18 protein-coding genes are annotated in these 20186 nt (G+C 63.4%); 3 read left to right on the top strand and 15 right to left on the bottom strand.

Translation table 11 applies throughout. The annotated features are described in order from the left end of the window. Positions 1-6: 6 nt before the first annotated feature. From folK to AC1DWA_RS18905, 6 genes are all read right to left on the bottom strand, one after another. A complete protein-coding gene (gene folK, locus AC1DWA_RS18930; protein ID WP_153213474.1) occupies positions 7-510 on the bottom strand; it encodes a 2-amino-4-hydroxy-6-hydroxymethyldihydropteridine diphosphokinase in 504 nt (167 codons plus the stop codon). After that, on the bottom strand, positions 507-872 hold the full coding sequence (gene folB, locus AC1DWA_RS18925; protein WP_003945780.1) for a dihydroneopterin aldolase: 366 nt from the start codon (positions 870-872) through the stop codon (positions 507-509). The genes folK and folB overlap by 4 nt, the downstream gene beginning before the upstream one ends. Before the next feature lies 1 nt (position 873). Next, entirely contained in the window at positions 874-1734 is an 861-nt protein-coding gene (folP, locus tag AC1DWA_RS18920) for a dihydropteroate synthase (RefSeq protein WP_020968349.1), read from the bottom strand. A gap of 5 nt (positions 1735-1739) precedes the next feature. Further along, positions 1740-2357 carry a GTP cyclohydrolase I FolE gene (gene folE, locus AC1DWA_RS18915; RefSeq protein WP_019746783.1) on the bottom strand — a complete coding sequence of 206 codons (618 nt, stop codon included), beginning with the start codon at positions 2355-2357 and terminating at the stop codon, positions 1740-1742. A gap of 59 nt (positions 2358-2416) precedes the next feature. Continuing rightward, positions 2417-4981: an ATP-dependent zinc metalloprotease FtsH gene (gene ftsH / locus AC1DWA_RS18910; protein WP_020968348.1), complete on the bottom strand. Its 2565-nt coding sequence runs from the start codon at positions 4979-4981 to the stop codon at positions 2417-2419. A 267-nt stretch (positions 4982-5248) separates the two neighbouring features. Next, a complete protein-coding gene (locus tag AC1DWA_RS18905) occupies positions 5249-5896 on the bottom strand; it encodes a FadR/GntR family transcriptional regulator (RefSeq protein WP_477916912.1) in 648 nt (215 codons plus the stop codon). Positions 5897-5995: 99 nt separating this feature from the next. Here AC1DWA_RS18905 and AC1DWA_RS18900 point away from each other — a divergent pair, with 99 nt between their 5' ends. Both AC1DWA_RS18900 and AC1DWA_RS18895 read left to right on the top strand, forming a co-directional pair. After that, positions 5996-7336, top strand: coding sequence for an SLC13 family permease (locus tag AC1DWA_RS18900; protein ID WP_070796406.1), 1341 nt, complete (start codon positions 5996-5998; stop codon positions 7334-7336). Positions 7337-7364: 28 nt separating this feature from the next. Further along, on the top strand, positions 7365-8774 hold the full coding sequence (locus tag AC1DWA_RS18895) for an acyl-CoA synthetase (protein WP_477846419.1): 1410 nt from the start codon (positions 7365-7367) through the stop codon (positions 8772-8774). A 31-nt stretch (positions 8775-8805) separates the two neighbouring features. Here the strand turns inward: AC1DWA_RS18895 and AC1DWA_RS18890 are convergent, their stop codons facing one another. The 7 genes from AC1DWA_RS18890 to dacB all read right to left on the bottom strand — a co-directional run bounded on the left by AC1DWA_RS18890 (position 8806) and on the right by dacB (position 18372). Continuing rightward, positions 8806-11175, bottom strand: coding sequence for a DUF7937 domain-containing protein (locus tag AC1DWA_RS18890; protein ID WP_477916910.1), 2370 nt, complete (start codon positions 11173-11175; stop codon positions 8806-8808). 46 nt (positions 11176-11221) lie between these two features. After that, positions 11222-13543 (bottom strand): outer membrane protein assembly factor BamB family protein, encoded by a 2322-nt coding sequence (locus tag AC1DWA_RS18885; RefSeq protein WP_477847518.1) that lies wholly within the window; start codon positions 13541-13543, stop codon positions 11222-11224. A 22-nt stretch (positions 13544-13565) separates the two neighbouring features. Beyond that, on the bottom strand, positions 13566-14231 hold the full coding sequence (locus AC1DWA_RS18880; RefSeq protein ID WP_166501754.1) for a DUF4190 domain-containing protein: 666 nt from the start codon (positions 14229-14231) through the stop codon (positions 13566-13568). Between the two features lie 122 nt (positions 14232-14353). Beyond that, positions 14354-14908, bottom strand: coding sequence for a hypoxanthine phosphoribosyltransferase (hpt, locus tag AC1DWA_RS18875; RefSeq protein WP_019746778.1), 555 nt, complete (start codon positions 14906-14908; stop codon positions 14354-14356). Positions 14909-14911: 3 nt separating this feature from the next. Beyond that, positions 14912-15889: a tRNA lysidine(34) synthetase TilS gene (gene tilS, locus AC1DWA_RS18870; protein WP_477847515.1), complete on the bottom strand. Its 978-nt coding sequence runs from the start codon at positions 15887-15889 to the stop codon at positions 14912-14914. Next, a complete protein-coding gene (locus AC1DWA_RS18865) occupies positions 15890-16963 on the bottom strand; it encodes a zinc-dependent metalloprotease (protein WP_019746776.1) in 1074 nt (357 codons plus the stop codon). Beyond that, on the bottom strand, positions 16963-18372 hold the full coding sequence (gene dacB, locus AC1DWA_RS18860; protein ID WP_021333820.1) for a D-alanyl-D-alanine carboxypeptidase/D-alanyl-D-alanine endopeptidase: 1410 nt from the start codon (positions 18370-18372) through the stop codon (positions 16963-16965). Before dacB ends, AC1DWA_RS18865 begins: the two co-directional genes overlap by 1 nt. 103 nt (positions 18373-18475) lie before the next feature. On the opposite strand from dacB, the gene AC1DWA_RS18855 reads away from it, so the two are divergent. Beyond that, positions 18476-18967 carry an inorganic diphosphatase gene (locus tag AC1DWA_RS18855; RefSeq protein ID WP_003941181.1) on the top strand — a complete coding sequence of 164 codons (492 nt, stop codon included), beginning with the start codon at positions 18476-18478 and terminating at the stop codon, positions 18965-18967. A 106-nt stretch (positions 18968-19073) separates the two neighbouring features. On the opposite strand, the gene AC1DWA_RS18850 is transcribed toward AC1DWA_RS18855, so the two are convergent. Together AC1DWA_RS18850 and AC1DWA_RS18845 are read right to left on the bottom strand one after the other, a co-directional pair. Continuing rightward, positions 19074-19904: a crotonase/enoyl-CoA hydratase family protein gene (locus AC1DWA_RS18850; RefSeq protein ID WP_084326814.1), complete on the bottom strand. Its 831-nt coding sequence runs from the start codon at positions 19902-19904 to the stop codon at positions 19074-19076. A 46-nt stretch (positions 19905-19950) separates the two neighbouring features. Continuing rightward, positions 19951-20157, bottom strand: a complete 207-nt coding sequence (locus AC1DWA_RS18845; protein WP_124568973.1) for a hypothetical protein — start codon at positions 20155-20157, stop codon at positions 19951-19953. Between the last annotated feature and the right edge of the window lie 29 nt (positions 20158-20186).

Below are 20186 nucleotides of genomic sequence, written 5' to 3'. Positions count from 1 at the left end.
CTTCGGTCACCGCGCAAGCACCACATCGGTAGTGCGCACACCTTCACGCTCAGCGCGATCGAGGCCGTCGAGAATTTGTGCCACCGACAACTTCTGGCCGTCGACGATCATCGTCGCGTCTGGCTCGACGTCCAGCCAGGGAACGAGCACGAATGCCCGTAGATGCGCGCGCGGATGCGGAAGGGTGAGCACGGGATCGGAACTGACGATGCCTTCGCAATCGACCACGTCCACGTCCAAGCTCCGGGGTCCCCAACGCTGTTCGCGCACCCGGTCTGCAGCTTCTTCCAGTGCTTGCGAGCGGCGAAGCCATTCAGCGGCGTCGGCCTCGGCATCGTCGACCACCACCACCGCGTTGTAAAAATCCTGCTGCTCGACGCCACCCCACGGCGCCGTCGAGTAGACCGGTGAGACAGCAACGACGGCGCTGCCCAACCCGTCGACAACGGACTGCAGGTGAGCCACGCTGTCGCCGATGTTGGAACCGATCGACAGAACAGCGCGCGTCATGCCGATCTGGTCCGATGTGCGACGACGGCGACGTCCGCAAAAACCAGCGGAATCGGTGCCGACGGTTTGTGGACCACGACCTCGACGCTCTCGACTCGCGAATCTTTCATGACGTCGTCGGCGATCTCAGCGGCGACGGTCTCGATGAGATCGCGCGACGGGCCGGCAACGATGGCTGCGGCGGCTTCCGCCAACTCGCCGTAGTGCAGGGTCTGGGTCAGATCGTCCGACGCCGCGGCGGGAGCCAAGTCCATCCAGACGGTGATGTCGATGAAGAAGTCCTGACCGTCACGCTTCTCGTGGTCGAACACTCCGTGATTGCCGCGAACCTTCAGCCCGCGCAATTCGATTCGGTCCCCCATGTCAGGCCCTTTCTCGTCCACGGTTCCAGGCGTCGACCACGGCAATGGCGTCGAGCGAGGCTTGTGCGTCGTGCACCCGAACTCCCCAGGCACCCTCACGTGCTGCAAGGGCCGAGACCACGGCCGTCGCAGTCTCGCGGCCACCAGGTGGACGGGGATTGCCGTCGGGATCGCTGAGCAGAGACCCGAGGAACCGCTTTCGGGAAGCGCCGACCAGTACCGGGAATCCGGTCGCGTTGAACTCGGGTAGTGCACGCAACAGTGCCCAGTTGTGGTCGGCGTTCTTCGCGAACCCGAGGCCGGGGTCGAGGATGATCGACGACGAATCGACCCCTGCCTTCAACGCCAGATCGACCTGCGACAGCAGTTCGTCTCGGACGTCGCGGACCACGTCGTCGTAGTGATCGGCGCTGCCACGATGGACGTAGTCACCGGCCGAGCGCCAATGCATGAGGATCCAGGGCACTCCGGCGTCGGCCACAACGGATGCCATGTCGGGGTCTGCGCGACCACCCGACACGTCGTTGACGATGCCTGCGCCCGCTTCGATCGCGGCGGCGGCGACGGAAGCACGCATCGTGTCGACGCTGACGCGAATTCCGGCTGCCACGAGTTCTTCGATCACCGGGGCAATACGATCCGCCTCGAGTTTCGGATCGACGCGGGTGGCTCCGGGGCGCGTCGACTCGCCGCCGACGTCGACGATGTCGACGCCTATGCGTTGCAGTTCGAGCCCGCGAGCGATCGCCGCGTCACGATCGAGAAATTGACCACCGTCGGAAAACGAATCGGCGGTGACGTTCAGAATCCCCATCACGACCATCCGGGCCGGATCGCTACCTGCAACGGGAGCCGCGGACATCTCGCTCACTTACGAAGGATGAGGTCCAGCGCTTCGGACCGTGAGGCCGCGCTGGATTGCAGGAGCCCACGAACCGCTGACGTGGTCGTGCTGGCTCCAGGCTTGCGGATACCGCGCATCGCCATGCAGAGGTGCTCGGCTTCGATGACGACGATGGCTCCACGCGGGTCGAGCTTGCGCATCAAAGCATCCGCGATCTGACTGGTCAGGCGTTCTTGAACCTGCGGACGCTTGGCGTACAGATCGACGACGCGCGCGAGCTTCGACAAACCGGTGACCTTGCCCGACTTACCCGGGATGTAGCCAACGTGAGCAACACCATGGAAAGACACCAGGTGGTGCTCGCACGTCGAGAACATCGGAATGTCTCGCACGAGCACCAATTCCTGGTGACCCTCGTCGAAAGTTGTATTCAACGCGTCGTCGGGCTCGGAGTACAGACCCGCGAAGATCTCCTTGTACGAGCGCGCAACCCTGGCCGGCGTATCGAGCAGACCTGGGCGCTCCGGATCTTCACCGACCGCGATCAACAATTCCCGTACGGCAGCCTCTGCCCGCGCCTGATCGAACGGGCGGCCCGTTCCGAGCGACACCAGTTCACTGGCCACATCATTCACCGACAACCGAACTCTCCTCGAGAATTGTTCACAGGTCCCCCGCCGCAGAGCCTAGTGGCGCAAGGTCAGCGGGATCCGTCCGGTCCGTCCCAGCGAGCGGTGCTCGGGCCGTCGTCCTCAGCCGAATGATGCGGCGGCGGAGTCTGCGGCTGTTCCGGTGCGGGGCTCTGCCACTGGTTTTCGCCGGTCGGGTTTCCCCGGTTCGGATCGGCGAAGGGTCCACCGTCCGGGTACTGCACCGGGTAGTCGGGCTGCGCGGGGTAACGACGGCCGGGGTGCGGCTGCTCGGGGTACGCCTGCTGTCCCGGGTGCGGCTGACCGTACTGCCCCTGATCGGGCTGGGGCTGACCGTGTTGGGGCTGACCGTACTGGCCCTGCGACTGGTTCGGCGGGGTCGGATTCTGTCCACCGGTGTACCCACCCGACTGCTGTCCGGGGTACGTCGGCGACGGGTTCTCACGCGGAGGCCAACCCGGTGCAGACCATCCGGCGGGCGCTCCGTAGTCGGGTGTTCCCGGTTGCGGAGTCTGCTGCGGGGCACTCGGCTGCGGGTACGAGGGCTGTGCGTAGCCGTTCGAGGGTCCCTGGTTGCCGTTGTTGGGGAGACCACCGTTGTTGGGGACACCGCCGTTGGGTGCACCGCTGTTGGGTGCGCCTGCCTTGACGAGAACAGGTGCAGCAGCGGGCTCCGGCCACGTTTCGCCGCGCTCGATCGCGAGTTCGCGCGGAGTCTTCACCGGCGGACGATCCGAAGGCGTGCGCCCACCGAAATCGTTGAAAGCCGTGATGCGGGGACGCTTTTCGACGCCGGCAAGGATCTTCTCGAGGTCCTTGCGAGTCAACGTCTCACGCTCGAGCAGTTCGGTAGCGATGAGGTCGAGCGCATCGCGGTACTCGTTGAGGATGGCCCACGCTTCGGTGTGCGCCGCCTCGATGAGGTTGCGCACCTCCTCGTCGATTTCGCGGGCGATCTCGTGCGAGTAGTCGGACTGAACGCCCATCGAACGGCCGAGGAACGGATCCCCGCCCTCCTGTCCGTAGCGAACCGCGCCGAGCTTGGCACTCATGCCGTATTCGGTGACCATCGCGCGTGCGATCTTGGTCGCCATGTCGATATCGGACGACGCTCCGGTGGTGGGCTCGTGGAACACCAACTCCTCGGCGGCGCGTCCACCCATTGCCATGACGAGACGAGCGATCATCTCCGAACGCGTCATCAAACCCTTGTCGTCTTCGGGCACGGTCATCGCGTGACCGCCGGTGCGACCGCGAGCGAGGATCGTGACCTTGTAGACCGGCTCGATGTCAGGCATTGCCCAAGCAGCCAGCGTGTGACCGCCCTCGTGGTACGCCGTGATCTTCTTCTCGTGCTCGCTGATGATGCGACTCTTACGCCGCGGTCCACCGACAACACGGTCCACCGATTCCTCGAGCGAGGCTTCGGTGATGACGGTCCCGTTTTCGCGTGCGGTGAGCAGCGCAGCCTCGTTGATGACGTTGGCAAGATCGGCGCCCGACATTCCGACGGTCCGCTTGGCGAGGCCTTCGAGATCGGCGTTGGGATCGATCGGCTTGCCCTGCGAGTGCACTCGCAGGATCGCACGGCGACCGGCGAGGTCGGGGGCGCCGACCGGAATCTGGCGATCGAAGCGTCCCGGACGCAGCAGTGCGGGGTCGAGGATGTCGGGGCGGTTGGTTGCGGCGATCAAGATGATGCCGGTGCGATCACCGAAGCCGTCCATCTCGACGAGCAGCTGGTTGAGCGTCTGCTCGCGCTCGTCGTGTCCGCCGCCCAGTCCTGCGCCGCGCTGACGACCGACGGCGTCGATCTCGTCGACGAAGATGATGCAGGGGCTGTTCTGCTTGGCCTGCTCGAACATGTCGCGAACACGCGAAGCACCGACACCGACGAACATCTCGACGAAGTCCGAGCCGGAGATGGTGAAGAACGGGACGCCGGCTTCGCCTGCGACAGCGCGAGCGAGCAGCGTCTTACCGGTTCCGGGAGGGCCGTACAGCAGCACACCGCGCGGAATCTTGGCGCCGAGCGCCTGGTAGCGAGCCGGGTTCTGCAGGAAGTCCTTGATCTCGTACAGCTCTTCGACAGCCTCGTCCGCACCGGCGACGTCGGCGAACGTGGTTTTCGGCATGTCCTTGGTGAGCTGCTTGGCCTTCGACTTACCGAATCCCATGACTCCGCCGCGACCACCGCCGCCCTGCATCCGGTTCATGACGAAGAAGAAGATGCCGAACAGAATGATCATCGGCAGCACGAACAGAAGGATCGACGTCAGCCAACTCTCCTGAGTGACCGTCGTGTTGAACTTGTCCGCTCCGGCGCCTTCGACCTTGTCGAAGATCTGCTCCGACGCACTCGCGGGGTACTTCGCCAGGATCTGCGTCTTACCGTCGGTGGCGTCGTTGCCGTTCTTGAGCCACAGACGAACCTGCTGCTCACGGTCGTCGATCTGCGCCGACTCAACGTTCTTGGCGTCGAGTTGGGAGATCGCGACCGAGGTGTCGACGGTCTTGAAGTCGCGGGTGTCGTTGCTGAAGTAGCTGAAGGCATAGATCACCAACAGCACGACGGCTACGAGTAGCACGTTACGGAACACAGTCTTACGGTTCATACAGGTCGGCCGATGTGGCCGGTCCTTTCGAGAGTGCGGGTCTGCCAGGTCGCCTTCCGGCTGCCAACCGGACACCTGCAGGTTACCGCGATCGGCCCCATCGATGCCCGCCAGCGGCCGTGCCGCTTGGTTGGAACGGTCGTCACTGTGTTCAACGTGCGCATTGCCGATCAGGTTCCCGGGCTACGTCGCAGCACAGTTTCCTGTGAGCGAACATGCTCATAGTGGTTATCGTGCGCTTTTCCGACGCTCGTCCGTCGTTATTCGTCAGGCCGTTTCGGAGAGGATTCCCGCAACAGAGTCAGCGGCGCCCGATTGGTCACCGTCGATGATCCGGTGCGCGARCTGATCGAGTCGCGCAGACAGTCGCGCCGAGGACTCGGGCACGTCCGCCTGCTTGGCGATGGTGTCGTCGAGATCAGCCAATAAGCCGCCACCGGCCAGGTGCCTGACGCAGCGCCATGTCTCGGCGAAGTTTCTCGCGGTCCCGTCGTCGGTCAACATCGCGACCCGAAGCGCAGCGTTGGGATTCGACGCCGCCGCCCGAGCCAGGCCGGCCATGATCGCTTCCCTGGCAGCAGTCAGTTCGTCGACGGTTCGGTCTTGCAACCGCACTCCCGAGTCTGCAGACCTACCCGCGTCGGGCGTCGGAGCTTCGCGAATCACCGCACCGTTACCGTGCTGGATTTCGACTCTGCCCCGAATCTCGAGGGCCACGAGCGCTTGAGCCAGCGACGCTCGACTCACGCCGAGTTCGGCAGCCAGGCTGCGTTCGGGAGGAAGCCGATCGCCGGGCGAAAGGCCTTGAGCCTCGATGAAATTCGAAATGTGCTCGGCCAACTGCTCATACAGACGCGGACGCTTCAATCGTCCGGGCAGGCCCGAGCGCGAGCCGGGCGATGACGTCGAATTCATGCCTCGGAGTGTACTTGACAAATGGAGCAGTGGCAGAGAGGCTAGGCCAATTCCAAGTGATGCAGACCACAAGCTGGTCGCGAACGGATTGAGAGTTCGATGGCAAATGTCATAGCCCTGTCAGTACTTGTCCTGGTGTTCGTCATATCCACCGTGAGGTCGGTGAACATGGGTGCGCTTGCCCTGGTGGCTGCCTTCGTCGTCGGAACACTGGTCTTCACTGTCGATACCAGCGAGATCCTCGACGGCTTCCCGGCCAGCCTCTTCGTCATCCTGGTCGGCGTCACCTACCTGTTCGCGCTGGCCAGAAACAACGGCACGGTCGACTGGATCATTCACGCGGCGGTCCGTGCGGTCAGAGGACGAGTGGCCCTCGTGCCGTGGGCGATGTTCGCGGTGTGCGCGGCCGTCACCGCCATGGGCGCGGTCAGTCCCGCTGCCGTCGCCATCATCGCGCCCGTGGCAATGGGCTTCGCCACCCGCTACCGGATCCACCCCATGCTGATGGGCTTCATGGTCGTCCAGGGCGCAACGGCGGGCAGCTTCTCCCCTATCGGAATCTTCGGTGTGATCACCAACGACGTCATGCGCCAGAACGGCCTCCCGTCCAGCCCGGCCTTGCTGTTCGTCTCGACCTTCGCGGCCGCAGCCGTTGTTGCCGCAATCGCGTACGTCTCGTTCGGCGGTCGCGCATTGATTGCACGCGGCGCCTCGGAGCGCGTGCTTGTCAGCGCAGTCGGCAACGCTTCGGGCGGTGGCGACACCATCACCGGTTCGGGTTCCGGCGACAGTTCGAAGGGTGGCGGCAAGTCCTCGGTTGGGACCGCTCCGCACGAGGGAGCACTCAATCTCGAGCGGCGACTCACCCTGCTCGGACTGGCGTCACTTGCACTCGGCGCCTTGGTCTTCGACCTCGACGTCGGATTCACCGCACTGACCGTCGCGGTACTTCTCACCCTGATCTTCCCGGCCTCCGCCCGCGGGGCCGTCGACAAGATCAGCTGGGGCACCGTGCTCCTCATCGGCGGAATCGTCACATACGTGGCCCTATTGCAGAACCAAAACACCGTCCAGTGGCTCGGGGATTCGGTAGCTCACGTGGGCATTCCACTTCTCGCGGCGTTCCTGATCTGTCTGATCGGCGCGATCGTGTCGGCGTTTGCATCCACCACGGGAATCCTCGGCGCACTAATCCCTTTGGCAATTCCCTTCCTCATGACCGGCCAGGTCAATGCAACCGGCCTGGTTATCGCACTGGCAATCTCCTCGTCTCTGGTCGATTGCAGTCCGTTCTCGACCAACGGCGCGCTGGTGGTGGCGAACGCCGCTCCGGAAGAACGCGACGTGGTGTTCGGGCTGACGATGCGGTGGGGCATGACCATCATGGTCGTGACGCCGATCCTCGCCTGGCTGCTGTTCGTTGTTCCCTGGTCCGTCTGAATCTTCGCTCAAAGAAAGGGAACTCGCGATGAACAGCGAATCCACACTTCTGCGCTCCCTCGACCCTCGCATCTTCGACGACCACGGAGCTGCGGTCACCTTCGGCGAAGGCGCGACCCTCTCTCGCGCCGACCTGTTGGCCGCCGCCACCGCGGTCGCCGATCGAATCCACGGTGCACAGCGAGTGGCAGTACAAGCCGCCGCCGGCCTCGAGACAGTGGTCGCCGTCGCCGGCGCGCTGATCGCCGATGTTGCCGTGGTACCGATCCCACCGGACTCCGGTCCGCTCGAACGTCAGCACATCATCGCCGATTCCCAGGCCGAACTGATACTCGGAGACGGACCGTCGGATTCGAGTATCCCGTTGATTCCCATCAATATTCACGCGCGATCTGCGACGTCCTATCCCGAACCGAGCGCGGCAGCTACCGCACTGATCATGTACACCTCAGGAACCACCGGAGCGCCGAAAGGCGTCGTCCTCTCGCGAGCAGCGATCGCAGCAGATCTCGACGCACTTGCCCACGTGTGGAATTGGACTCCGGAGGACACACTCGTCCACGGACTGCCCCTCTTCCACGTCCATGGGTTGATTCTCGGCGTGTTGGGCGCATTGCGCGTCGGTTCACCGCTGATTCATACCGTCAGACCAACTCCGGATTCGTATGCCGCAGCGGGTGGCTCGTTGTACTTCGGTGTTCCGACCGTCTGGTCACGCGTGTGCGGTGAGCCCTCGGCGGCAGCAGCATTGCGATCCGCGCGCTTGCTCGTGTCCGGAAGTGCACCACTTCCGGTTCCATTGTTCGAGCGGATGAAATCGCTGACCGGATTGGCTCCCGTCGAGCGCTACGGAATGAGTGAAACCCTCATCACCGTCAGCACGACGCACGACGGCGAACGTCGCCCGGGTTGGGTCGGGCACGCCGTTCCGGGAGTCAGGACGAGGTTGCGCGGCGAGAACGGCGAATTGTCGGCGCACGACGGAGAGCAGCTTGGGCAACTGGAAGTTGCGGGAGCCGTGCTCTTCGACGAGTACCTCGGGAACCCCTCGAAGACAGCGGAATCCATGACCGAGGACGGCTGGTTCCGCACCGGCGACATCGCGGTGATCGACGACAGCGGATTCCACCGCATCGTCGGCCGCGAGTCGGTCGACATGATCAAGTCCGGTGGATACCGCATCGGTGCAGGCGAGGTGGAACAGGCACTTCTGGCATACCCCGGCGTTCGCGAGGCCGCCGTCGTCGGTGTGCCGGACGACGATCTCGGCCAGCGCATAGTCGCATTCATCGTCGGAGACGTAGCCGACTGCGCGGTGGTTTCGGACTTCGTCGCCGAATCACTGTCGATCCACAAGCGCCCTCGTCAGGTTTGTCTGGTGGACAGCTTGCCCCGCAACGCTATGGGCAAAGTCCAGAAGAAGCTGCTGACGCTCTGAAGGCAAGCCTCTTCCATCGAAGCGTGCTCGGTCACTGTCGGGTCACCACGACGGCGGCGTCAGCCATCCGATCGTGGAAGCCGCGGACGTCCGGTGCGCTACTGATCGAAACGATGATCGCGGTCGAAATAGCGACTGTTACAAGAGAACCGAGAATGCTCGCGACACTGCCCAACGACATCGAATTCAGCATGCCGACGAGCTCGTCACCACTACCGAGCATGGCCAACGCCGAAACAGCCGATCCGAAGTACATGGGGATCACGAATGCATTCCGTTTGAAGGACTGCGCCAAGGCCGGACGTGCACCTCCTACCGAGCGAACCCCTATTCCGAGGGCGAGTTTGCCCAGCGTTACCCCGAATGCCGACTCTCCCCATACGAAGTACACGATCGAACCGATCCCGATCAGCAGGCCGATCAGACCCGAACTTGTCCGGTAGGAATCGAAGTCGAATCCGTTTCCGAGCGTCGCGGTGGAGATCATTCCGCCGACGACCGACACAACTGCGAGAATGGCAAAATCGATGAACCGCGCGGCAACTCGTATCCCCGCGCCGGCCGGCCGAAACCCACCAGGCAGGAGTGGAACGCCGGTCGGCCCATACCCCGGGTTCGGTTGCGGCACGGCAAATTGCGGCACGGCCGGTCGCGGTGCGGACGGTTGCACAAGGTCGCCACTGGAGTGGGCCTCCGGTCCGCTCGAAATGAACGTCTCGGTCGCAGGTTCGGGTTCGGGTCCGAGTAGACCGAATTGCCCAGCAGCCCTTCGGTCCAATGCCGCATCCACAGCCGGATCACCCAGCGCTTCGAGCCACGTCACAAGATCGTCGTACGTCGACGGATTCGCAGCGATCGCCGGCCGCAACTCCGGCGAACTCGATGCGATCTCGAACAGCACCGCCGCCGGAGTCCGCGGATCCGCAGCCTCGAGAGCACGYCTCGAASGCTGMACGGGCTGTCCGAGATTCGGTACCGCAGCTGTAACCGTGGTGGCCGACGCGAACAGTTGCACCCCCGCATACAAATTCCGAACAGCCGGTGAGACTGTGAGAGCGAGAGCAACCAGAACCACCAGCACCGCCATGGCGAGATCGAATATCCATGCACTGTAATATATTTCGCCATACATGGCCGACTGCACCACGAGACGAGCGATCATCAGGACGAGCAAGCCGACACAGACTCCAAGACCAACCTCGCGTGACGGGCGAGGGTCGAGCGAAGAATACCGAAGCGACAGTGATCTGACTCCGACGACGGCAAGAATCCCGAAGAGTATCGCGAGAACAGCGAGCACCAACGCATCTCCCCACGGCACGATGCCAAATTGCGTTGCTGCCATTGCGATCTGAGAGAATCCAACACCGAAGCTCCACACCGCGATCAACAGCATGCCGTTTCGTGCCGCTGCGAGCCAGACGTATCCGGGGTGCGTCCCGTCGCCGACGGATGCAACACCGAATGGAATGAATGTAATTGCAGCTGCGGCAATCAAGAACGTGATGCCGTAGTACGGACTAGCCGTGACCGTGTGGAACAGCTCGACACTTGTGCCCTCGCTGATCGAGTGGAGTAATCCGGCTGCGAGGAGAGCGATGCCGAGCGCGGCGATGGTGAGGCGCCAGGACGCAAACCGTCTGGCGAGACCGACTGCCGCAACACCCACCACGACGATCGGAACGGCCGACGACACGAAGAGAACGATCAGGCTCTCGAATGTCTGCGGCCCGTCGTAATATCGGTAGCGACTGGCGGAGACCAGGATGTAGATCAGCGCGAGTAGCGCCGAGGCCACTGACGACCCCCAAGCCACAAACACAAGCGGCTTCACCAACGCCAACCATCGCGGCGCGGTTCGAGGGTCGATGCGAATTTCGGCCGCTCGCGGTTGAGCTGCGAGCAGGGCGCCGGCAAGCCCGAACCACGCTCCAGCGCCGACCCCGTTGCCGGTGAAAACACTCGAGCTCTCACTGAATCGGAACATTCCACGAATGACGTCGTAGACGACAAGACCCACGACAGTGGCAATGAGGGGTCCGTTGGCCACCAGACGCAGCACACGTATCTGCCCGACATTCCAATTCGGCCCGAGCATTCCGAGTCGCGCCACGTACGGCAGAGACAGGGACACCAGCGACAGCAGTGTCGGCAAAACCAGAAGCACCACAAGAGCACTCGAACCGACGCGGGTTATTGCGACGGTCGCACTCCACGGCAAGAAGAACGACACGAACAGTAGTACCGCGGCTGTCCCGTCGCGGGTGTAGTCACCGATCCGAATATCCTCGAACGCAGATCGCGCCGGTGAATAGCCCTGCGCCGGTGGATACACGCCGTGTTGCTGGGGCAAACCGTTAATCGATGGTTCACTGTGGTGACGCGAGTTGTCTTCGGTCATTCGCCAAGCTCCTCAGATGTGGGAAGTGCGCCGAACGGCTCAGGCACTATCGCCGATATTTGGTGGTCCCCGACGAATCGCGATCGTTGCTGACGATCTTGGCGAAGCATTGATCGTTGGCAATCCGCTTCGAATCGCACCACCCGTTGGCCGCATCCGCATCCGCAAACGTCAAGCCTGCGACGGTTATCCACCAACCCCGGAGATCGAAGGTCCGCCATTCGTCACTCCAGAGCAGACGCACCTCCGGATACATGAGACGAAGTTCGAGATGCTGTCGCAGGATCTGGGCAGCAGTCCAATGCACCTGAGCGCCATTGATATCCGCCGCATCGAGCCCAACCCGCTTGGAGGAGATCTGAGCCACCCACCTGTTCGCGAGGTCACCGATCACAAAGGGGCGATCGGCGTCGGCCTGAGCCCGGAGGGCGTCGAGACTCGCAGATTCGACATCGCCCGTTGTCGGCTGCGCGCTACGTGTGGGTCGGATCGGCGTATTGGTGTCACTTCTCGATGCCGGCCCGGACGTCAGGCTGGTATCACTCGTCCCCTCGTCCTCGCATTCGACGAGTTGAGCACCTGACGCTCTCGAATTGGTCAGACTCGAAGACTCACCGAGAGTGTTCGGCAGCCTCCAGAAACTACCGAGGTCGTACAGGAACTCGCGCTGGATCGAGTTCGTCGTGTTCGTCCCATCGGTTCGGGGAAGATAGATCGGCGCATCGGAGAAGTCGAACACCGCCGATGCAACGCTCTGGCCGGTGTCGGTGATCGACACACGAAGCGCGTCGGTGGAGACGATGTCTCCGCCGGGACATGATGCTTTCATTTCCATTAGAACGACGAGACCCTCTGCCTGCGTGCGGTATTCAACCGGCGTCAGGGTCGGTGTCCGTCCGCATTTCGTGACGTACTCGTTGCCTCCGTCGAATTCAGGGACAGCGGGCAGCCTGCCCGGTGTCCCTGACGGTCCGCCGGTCGGTGGGTAGTAGAGGAATTCGTCATTGGAGATCGAGGCGAGTCCGTCGTGGGCCTTCGACCAAGACCAGTGGTTGGTGTGGGAATCGAGTGACCAGCTGATGGAGCCGTCGTCGAGTTCAACGGCTAGTACCCTGCCGTCGTTAGGATGGACGAGAATTCGCTCACCGTCCGAGACCGAGTAAGAGAAGTAGTCACCGATCTTGGTCGACCACAACTGTTCCCCGGTGTCGATTCGGTAGGCCGAGAGCGTGTCCGAGTCGTTGCCCAACACGATGTCGCCGACGATCCGGCGTAGCGAGAAGTGGTCTCCGCCGATGACCGACCACAACTCGGTGCCGTCGTTCATGTCGTAGGCACCGTGCGAGCCGATGTACGGACGAGAGTTCGATGCCGAGACAAGCCACGGTGATGCCGGTGCGTCTTCGTCAACTCTAAATCTCTCGGCACCGTCACGGTCGGACACGATGCTGGAGTATCCGTCCGACGGAAATGGCATCGCGCAGAGGACGCCGGCAAAACCTTGTCCTGGAAGTGCCTCGTAGCCACCCAGATTCGGATTCGAAAGCAGTGCGCCATCGACCGCGTTGAGCGCCGTAGATCCGATGCTCGAGTAATAGACGATGCCGTCCACGATCTCGAACGAATGCGAATCGCCGGATCCGACGCAGTCGGTTTCCGGTGGAGTTGTCGTTGTCCACGCCGCGTCGAGATCGTTAGGCGTACCGCGCGAAATCACCAGACCGGACTGGCTACCGCCGACAGTGAAGACCGCTCCGTCGGAAACCTCGACCAAGGTGGCTGTATCGGCGTCGACACTCGAACGAATCGCCCCCGAGTCGAGCGAGAAGGAAACGACTCGAGCTGTTCCACCAGGGTTCCTGACGACACAAGGTAGGGCTGCATCGATCGCGGCGGTCGCACACGACACCGTGCCGGCGACCGGCGTTTGCCATCGAATGGATCCGCTCTCGGCGTCGACTGCTACAAATTGGGACTGCTGGCCATGCTGTGGACCGACCGTAGTGATCAGAGTCTGTCCCACGTCGATGAATCTCGCCGTTCCATAGCTCGCACCGAGCGAATCCGGCCACAGAAATCTTCCGCCCGGCAGAACCTCGTCAACGTCCAACGACCACCCTGGCGTCGGCTGCGTGGGGTAAGTGTTGACCAGCTGGCCTGCAACCGGTCCATCGGTGTCTCCCGACCGGAGAATCGTGACAACGGTGACGGCGCCTGCGGCGAGGGCCGCGACGGCGGTAAGGGATGCAACGGCAAGAATCCATCCTCGGCCACGAGATCGAGAGGGCGGAGGATGTCCGGCAACCGGAGCCTGCGGTGGTGAAGGCGGGGGTGGTGGGGGTGGTGGGGGCGGGGGCGGCAACGTCATCGGCTGTGTCTCCCTCTGTCGATCATTCGTCCGCTAGGCAAAGCACTACGACAGGACTCTCTTTGCGAACCCAATCGGCGGTGCACGAAGATGTGGACGTGCCGCGGCTGACTACCCGGTGAGTGGCGCTGCTCGAGCTGCACGAGACCGGACTGACGTATGTCTCGCTGGTCCCGTCGCCCTTGTCTGCCCCGAGCCTTCGTACGACGCAGTCACCTACCGAGGCATTGGCGATGACCGACGCCGTGTCGCTTCCGCTGTACGTCGGCGCCACCGTCCGGGATGTGGTGGTCGCATACGTCGGATAAGTCGTACTCGACGATTCAGATGTGTAGTAGAGAGAAGACGCGCTGTCGTAGTCGTCGAACGCGCGGGTGACTGCATTGGCAATGAGAAACATCCACACGATCGACAGCACCAGAAGCGCGGTGAAGATGTAGCCGATGACCAGGCCGGCGATTGCAAGTCCTCGCCCCTGCTCACCGGTTCGTTTGATCTGCGCCAGCGAAATGTGGCCGAGCACAATGCCGACCGGCGCCAGCACGAGCGCCCCGACCATGGCGGCAATTGCGAGGCCGTTCGTGGTCGGAGGTTGGTACAGAACGCCCTGCGGTTGGGCACTCCAGTACTGCTGCTCCCCACCAGGCGGGGGCGGTGGTGGCGGTGGCGGTGGTGGCGGAAGGGTCACCGAATAAGCCGTCGATAGCGCATTCCGTGAATCTAGCGACGCCTCGGAGACCTGTCTGTCGTCCGTTCGGCGGACTGATGCAGAGGTGCCGAAATGTGAAGAGTTCTAACCGGCGAGCAGGCTCAGCCGCCGTAGACCTCAGGGTCCAGGGTGCCGATGTACGGCAGATCGCGGTACCGCTCGGCGTAGTCGAGGCCGTAACCGACGACGAACTCGTTGGGGATGTCGAAGCCCACGTCGCGGACGTCGACGTCGATCTTGACGGCGTCCGGCTTGCGGAGCAGGGTGACGACCTCGAGCGAAGCGGGATTACGCGTCTTGAGGTTGCGCATCAACCACGACAACGTCAGGCCCGAGTCGATGATGTCCTCGACGATCAGCACGTGGCGACCGGCGATGTCCTTGTCGAGGTCCTTGAGGATGCGGACGACGCCCGAAGACGAGGTCGAGGATCCGTAGGAGCTCACCGCCATGAATTCCATCTGCGACGGGATCGGCAGGGCGCGGGCGAAGTCGGTCATGAAGAAGACCGCTCCCTTGAGGACGCCGATCAGCAGGAGATCCCCTTCGGGGGCGCCTGCCGGGTAACGCTTGGCGATTTCCTCAGCCAGTTCCGCCGTTCGTGCACGGATCTGTTCTTCGGAGATCAGTACCGATGCGATGTCGCCCTCGTACACGCGTCAAACCCTTCGTCGGTCTTCGAATCCGAGGATCAGCCTGCCACGTCGCCGGGCCGCCACCAACCTCGCCTCCGGTGTTCCGCCCCCGATCGCGACGCCGCCTTGCCCCCGCCAGTCGATCACCAGGGCATCGACCGCCCGTAACTGTTTGTCCGTCAATGCTTTTGCGCCGCCCTGCAGCAGCCAGGCCCGCAGAGCGCGTCGGCGGATTGCGGTGGGCGCTTCGGCAAGTGTGTCCACTTCCACTTCCCCGTCGACGACAGCCCGTAGAAGTAGGGCCTCGGCGTACTCGTCGAGCGCCTCGCCGTCCTCACGCAACTGAGTCGCGGTTCGGGCCAACGCCTCGGCAACTCCCCCGCCGAGAATTTCTTCGAGCAGCGGCAACGCCTCGTGCCGCAGACGCACGCGAGTGAACTCGGGATTGTTGTTGTGCGGGTCCTCCCACGGCGTGATGCCCAGGTCGACGCAGGCCGCCCTGGTCACCGATCGACGGATGCCGAGTAGCGGCCGTCCCCAGGGGGCGTCGAATGCAGCCATACCCTGAATCGATCGCCCACCGGACCCGCGGGACAGTCCGAGAAGGACGGTCTCTGCTTGATCGTCGAGCGTGTGTCCGAGCAGAACCGGGAGGTCAGTCCTGGCGTCGCGCAGAGCGCTGTACCGAGCCTCACGCGCGGCGGCTTCGAGACTCCCACCTTCGGCTACGTCGACGGTCAGCACCGTCGCGGTCCGGCAACCCAGCGCCAGCGCCTGGTCTGCGGCCGAGCGCGCGACGGCATCAGAACCAGGCTGCAGCCGATGGTCCACGATCAACGCGTCGACCGAATCGGCTTCCGCCACCGCTGCTGCGGTCAACGCCAATGAATCGGCGCCCCCGGACAGGGCGACGACCACACGGCGTCGTGGCTCGAATGCGAGCGTCCACGCCCGCACAGCCTGTCGCAGCGCCAGTAGGGCAGGCGTCTCAGGCAGCAGCATCTAGCCGAGAACGCGCTTTACCCACGCGTCGGGATTGTCGATCTCGTCGAGCAACGGCAAGGTCTCGGGCCCGGTCCAGATGGTGTTGAACTGCTCCATGCCGACCTTGAGAACCACCGCGTCGACGAAGGCCTTGCCGCGTACGTACTGCGCCATCTTGGCGTCCATGCCGAGAAGCATCTTGATGATCCGCTGCACGGGGTTGGACTTGCGCTGCCGACGCTTGTCGAAGGCCGCGCGGATAGTTGCCACCGACGGCACCACGGCGGGGCCGACGGCGTCCATCACGTGGTCTGCATGCCCTTCGAGGAGAGTGCCGAGTACGAGCATCCGATCCAGCGCGTCACGCTGAGGTTCTGCCTGCGAAGCACGCAGCAGGCCGATGATCCCGCCCGCCGTCGCACCGTCACTGGAGTCGGGTTCCTTCCGCGAGCGCAGCTCTGCAGCAAGGCGCCCGACAACGTCGGTCATCGACTCGTCCACCGTCGCACCAAGCGTTTCGACGGATTCCTTCATGTACTCCGCTAGCCACGGTGAGGACGAGAACTGAACCCGGTGAGTGACCTCGTGCAGGCAGACCCACAACCGGAAGTCACTCGGGTTCAGCCGAAGGGACCGTTCGACGGAGACGATGTTCGGTGTGACCAGAAGCAGGGTGCCGTGCTCGCCGGTGAACGGGTCGTACTGCCCGAGGATCGCCGAAGACAGGTACGCCAGCATGGCGCCGGCCTGCAAGCCCGCCGGCTTTCCGACAATGAGATTGCCACTGCCGTCAGGGTCGGCGCCGGTGAGATGCGCCATCGACCGCGAGGCCGCCGTGATCCACCCGGCCCGGTCAAGCACGTCAGCGGCCGGGACCGGTAGACCGTCGGCCAAACCGGTCACTTCACGAACCGGCAGTTCGGCACGCTTGGACGCTTCGGCGAGTTCGGCGGTTGCCGTCTCGGCCGTGTAGCGAGACATCGCCGGGCCGCCGCGCGCCAGTTTTATCCCGGCTTTGGCGGCAAGACTCCAGTCGACGGCACCACCGAGCGGAGCCGAGGCTTCATCATCTTGTGGAGTCTTTTCGGCCACTATTGGCACCCGCAATTCCTCAATGCTCCGGCAATCGCGTCCAGGGCAGGACGGCTCACTTCTGGCGGCCGGTCATTGGACATCAGTGCGAAGGTGAGCACTCGCCCGTTCTGATCGACCACGAACCCTGACAACGCGCTGGCCGTCGAGAGAGTTCCCGTCTTGGCCCGCACCCAACCCGCACCGGTTCGGTTTCCGGACGCGTAGCGGTCGGACAAACTTCCTGTTCCGCCGGCCACCGGAAGGTAGTCCAGCAAGGGGCGCAGTTTCGGATCACCGTCACCGGCCGCAGCCGTCATGACGCGATCGAGTACCTGAGCGGGAATGAGATCGTCGACGGACAACCCGCTGGAATCGTGCAGCGAAACTCCGGTGTAGTCGAACCCGGCGGCCTGCAAGGTCTTGCCGGTCGCGTCGACGGCTCCGGTGAACGAGGCTTCGATTCCGGAGGCAATCGCGACCTCACGCCCGATGGTCTCGGCGAGCACGTTGTCGGAATGTTCCATCATCTGCAGCAGCCGGTCGCTCAGCGGTGCCGACTGCACGGTCGCGATCGGCTTGGCACCGGCAGGCGCCGCGCCGAGACTCACGTTGGCGGGATCGACACCGAGGGCCTGAGCGAGCACCTTGCCCGCGTCCAACGCGGGCGTTTCCGAACGCGGCGACTCGTCTTGAGTGCCGTCGTACCGACCACCTTCGATCATCACCGATTCGATCGGGGTGATGTAACCGGCCGCGATGTCCGCGGGGAACCAGCCGGTGGCCATGTTGTCGCCCTTGAACAAGCTCGAGTCCACCACGACGCTGGTCACCGGCGTACCGGCAGCCTTGATCTGGTCGACGAGATCCGCGATGTGCGCTGCGTTGGCGTAGTACCCGCTCTGCCCCTTCGGCGTCGCCGTCAGCGTCGGGTCACCGCCGCCGACCAGAACGACCTGCCCGGGGCTCGTTCCAGGCACCACTGTCGTGGACAGCCTGTGGTCGAGCGGCAACTTCAGCAATGCCGCCGATGCGGTGAGCACCTTCGTCGTGGACGCAGGCGTCATCGGCGTCGACGGGTCTGCGCTCCACAGAATGTTTCCGGTGAGCGCATCAGCGACTACTCCGGTGAACTTCCCCAGATCCGGGTTGGCCACAGCCGGGCCGATCGCCGCTGCGATTCCCGACGCGCTCGGGATCGGTGCGTCCGTCGGGACGGGCACCACCTGAGGTGACGGCGTCACGAGCGCAGGCTGCGGCGACGTAGTCACAGTCGCGCTGCCGGCTGTGTCGTTCGACGTACCGAGTTTCACGACGACAACTCCGGCGACGGCCAGTACAACCACTGCACCGACCGCCAGAAGGATGCGGAAGTTACGCCGTCGACTCTCTTCCAACGAGCCGATCTTCTTCTTTCCTTGGCCCGCCAACGCCCCTCCGTCTGTGCTCTGCCTACTGGGTGGTCAGGCAACCTTATCCTTGACCCGATATCCTTCCGACGAATCATTACCGACACGACAGCGAGGAATCGGCGTGGAGTTCGACGTCACCATCGAGATCCCCAAGGGTCAGCGCAACAAGTACGAGGTCGACCACGTAACCGGTCGCGTCAAACTCGATCGCTACCTCTACACAGCTTTCGGCTACCCGGCCGACTACGGCTTCATCGAAAACACCCTGGGTGAGGACGGCGATCCGCTCGACGCCATGGTCCTGCTCCCCGAGTCGGTCTTCCCCGGCGTCATCGTCGAGGCTCGCGCAGTCGCGATGTTCAAGATGGTCGACGAGGCCGGCGGAGACGACAAGGTCCTCTGCGTTCCGGCCGGTGACCCCCGCTGGGATCACATCCAGGATCTGGGTGACATCTCACAGTTCGAACTCGATGCGATCAAGCACTTCTTCGTCCACTACAAGGACCTCGAGCCGAACAAGCACGTCGAGGCAGCCAACTGGGTCGGCCGCGCCGAGGCAGAGGCCGAGATCGAGGCTTCGATCAAGCGTCTCGCTGCCAACGGCGGTCACTGAGCTCGAGTTCTCAGGCCTTACGAAAATCCCCGCACATCGGAAGATGTGCGGGGATTTTTGTGCTGTTTTTACTCGCCCTTGCAGTTCCTACTCACCCTTGCAGTTTCTACTCACCCTGGAAGACCGGCGGGCGCTTCTGGAAGACGGCGGTGATGGCCTCGGTCAGATCCTGCGACGGCAGGAACGCCGCGTTCCAGGCTGCGACGTAGCGAAGGCTGTCGTTCACGCTCGCGCTGCGGGTGTGATCGAGCACGTCCTTGATCCCGTGGACCACGAGCGGCGGATTGAGCGCAATCTCCTTGGCGGTCGCGCGCGCCGCTGCCAGTACCGCGCCGGCATCTTCGAAAACGTCGTTGACGAGGCCGATCTTCTCGGCGCGCGCTGCGTCGATGTCCTTGCCGGTCAGAGCCAACTCACGCAGGTGTCCGTCACCGATGATCGCGGGCAGACGCGCGAGGCTGCCCATGTCTGCGACGATCGCGACCTTGACCTCGCGGATGCTGAACTTGGCATCGGCACTTGCGTAGCGGATGTCCGCCGCCGTGATGAGGTCGACGCCGCCGCCGATGCACCAACCCTGCACAGCTGCGACGACGGGCTTGCGGCAGTCTGCGACGGCATTGATACCCGACTGCATGCGCTTGATCATGTCGTGGAATTTGGTGCGCGGACCTGCCTGAGCCTTGTCCGCGAGGACGGCACCGAATTCACCGCTCATCGCCGGCAGGTCCAGGCCGAACGAGAAGTGCTTGCCGGAACCGGCGATGACGATTGCACGCACCTCGGGATCGGCGTCGAGGTCGGCGAAGATTTCGGGGAGTTCACTCCAGAAATCCGGCCCCATCGCGTTGCCCTTGCTCGGCCCGATCAGCGTCACCTGGGCGATGTTGTCTTCGCGCTCGACGGTGAACGCATTCCAGCTCTTCTGTTCAGTCATTACTCAAGAGTAACTAAAGGTCGGGCTCAGCCGAAGACCGCTGCCTTCATCCGAAGATTCCTGCCTCGTCAAGTACCAGTACGACGAGGGTGACGGCCATCAGGGCGAACATGATGAGCATCGCCATCCTGGCCGCCCGCTCACTGGTCGGCGGGAAAACGCGCTGCGCCGGATGCTCGGCCACGTACTCGGACAAGGACATGGTCCTGGCACGTGAGCGTGTTGGATTCTGTACCGCTGCTGTTGTAGCCATGTCGGTGATCCTTTCAACTACGCAATCTC

This window comes from Rhodococcus sp. P4_F3_2, from assembly GCF_056401335.1.
This window is presented reverse-complemented; position numbering and strand designations above follow the sequence as displayed.

What these genes read in the sequence shown, in the direction of transcription:
- AC1DWA_RS18900 (WP_070796406.1), top strand. Translation starts at nt 5,996, where the DNA reads ATGGCAAATGTCATAGCCCTGTCAGTACTTGTCCTGGTGTTCGTCATA.
- AC1DWA_RS18895 (WP_477846419.1), top strand. Translation starts at nt 7,365, where the DNA reads ATGAACAGCGAATCCACACTTCTGCGCTCCCTCGACCCTCGCATCTTC.
- AC1DWA_RS18845 (WP_124568973.1), bottom strand. Translation starts at nt 20,157, where the DNA reads ATGGCTACAACAGCAGCGGTACAGAATCCAACACGCTCACGTGCCAGG.
- AC1DWA_RS18850 (WP_084326814.1), bottom strand. Translation starts at nt 19,904, where the DNA reads ATGACTGAACAGAAGAGCTGGAATGCGTTCACCGTCGAGCGCGAAGAC.
- folP (WP_020968349.1), bottom strand. Translation starts at nt 1,734, where the DNA reads ATGTCCGCGGCTCCCGTTGCAGGTAGCGATCCGGCCCGGATGGTCGTG.
- tilS (WP_477847515.1), bottom strand. Translation starts at nt 15,889, where the DNA reads ATGCTGCTGCCTGAGACGCCTGCCCTACTGGCGCTGCGACAGGCTGTG.
- folK (WP_153213474.1), bottom strand. Translation starts at nt 510, where the DNA reads ATGACGCGCGCTGTTCTGTCGATCGGTTCCAACATCGGCGACAGCGTG.
- folB (WP_003945780.1), bottom strand. Translation starts at nt 872, where the DNA reads ATGGGGGACCGAATCGAATTGCGCGGGCTGAAGGTTCGCGGCAATCAC.
- AC1DWA_RS18885 (WP_477847518.1), bottom strand. Translation starts at nt 13,543, where the DNA reads ATGACGTTGCCGCCCCCGCCCCCACCACCCCCACCACCCCCGCCTTCA.
- ftsH (WP_020968348.1), bottom strand. Translation starts at nt 4,981, where the DNA reads ATGAACCGTAAGACTGTGTTCCGTAACGTGCTACTCGTAGCCGTCGTG.